The following is a 742-nucleotide window of genomic DNA, read 5'->3' on the forward strand; positions in this document are numbered from 1 at the left end:
TAGTGCGCTGGGTTATCGCTCGCCACGGGAATATCTGCGGCAGCGGGCTTGTAATGGGTTAAGTGATAACAGATGTCTGGAAATATAGGGGCAAATCCACATCCCCGCCAGCCCGGCTAAGATGGAGGCACGGCACAGCCCGCACACGACGCTGAGGCTACAGAGCTGAAAACCCACAAGGCCATGCCCCGCATGGCCGGGTAAAGCGGAGCCGGCGGCGACTTCCTTTGTGCTCTGTCCGGGACCGGCAGGAAAAAGGCGGGGATAATGAGATGGTCACCCCCACCCTAACAGCAGTACGCTGTTAAGGTGAATCCCTTAACGGAGAGACCATCATACAGAACATCACACTTATTGGTATCGATCTCGGAAAGCATTCCTTCCACATTCATTGTCAAGACAAGTCTGGTAAGGCTCTTCTGCGTAAAAAATTTACCCAGTACTAAACTGATGCAGTTTCTGGCAACATGTCCGCCCTCAGTTGTTGTAATGGAAGCCTGTGCGGGTGCACACTTTTTGGCTCGCCGTATCTCTGATTTTGGACATGAAACTAAGCTGATTTCTCCACAGTTCGTTCGCCCGTTTGTCAAAAGTAATAAGAATGATTTTGTTGATGCGTAAGGCAGTATGACTTTCCGTGAGACAGATGCTGGCCAACGTGGGATATTTAACGCGGGTTAACATCGTTGTCAGAGCCGCATGGGTGAGCTGTTGCTACACCCCGGTATTTCCACCACGGAGG

At 51.5% G+C, this 742-nt stretch carries 1 pseudogene; it reads left to right on the forward strand.

Annotated elements, in window-relative coordinates:
- Positions 1-335: 335 nt before the first annotated feature.
- Positions 336-618 (forward strand): annotated as a pseudogene (locus BGK49_RS16500) (IS110 family transposase); the annotation flags it as partial.
- Between the last annotated feature and the right edge of the window lie 124 nt (positions 619-742).

Origin of the sequence: Shigella sp. FC1544, assembly GCF_001722145.1 — a bacterium.
Lineage (GTDB): Bacteria > Pseudomonadota > Gammaproteobacteria > Enterobacterales > Enterobacteriaceae > Escherichia > Escherichia coli.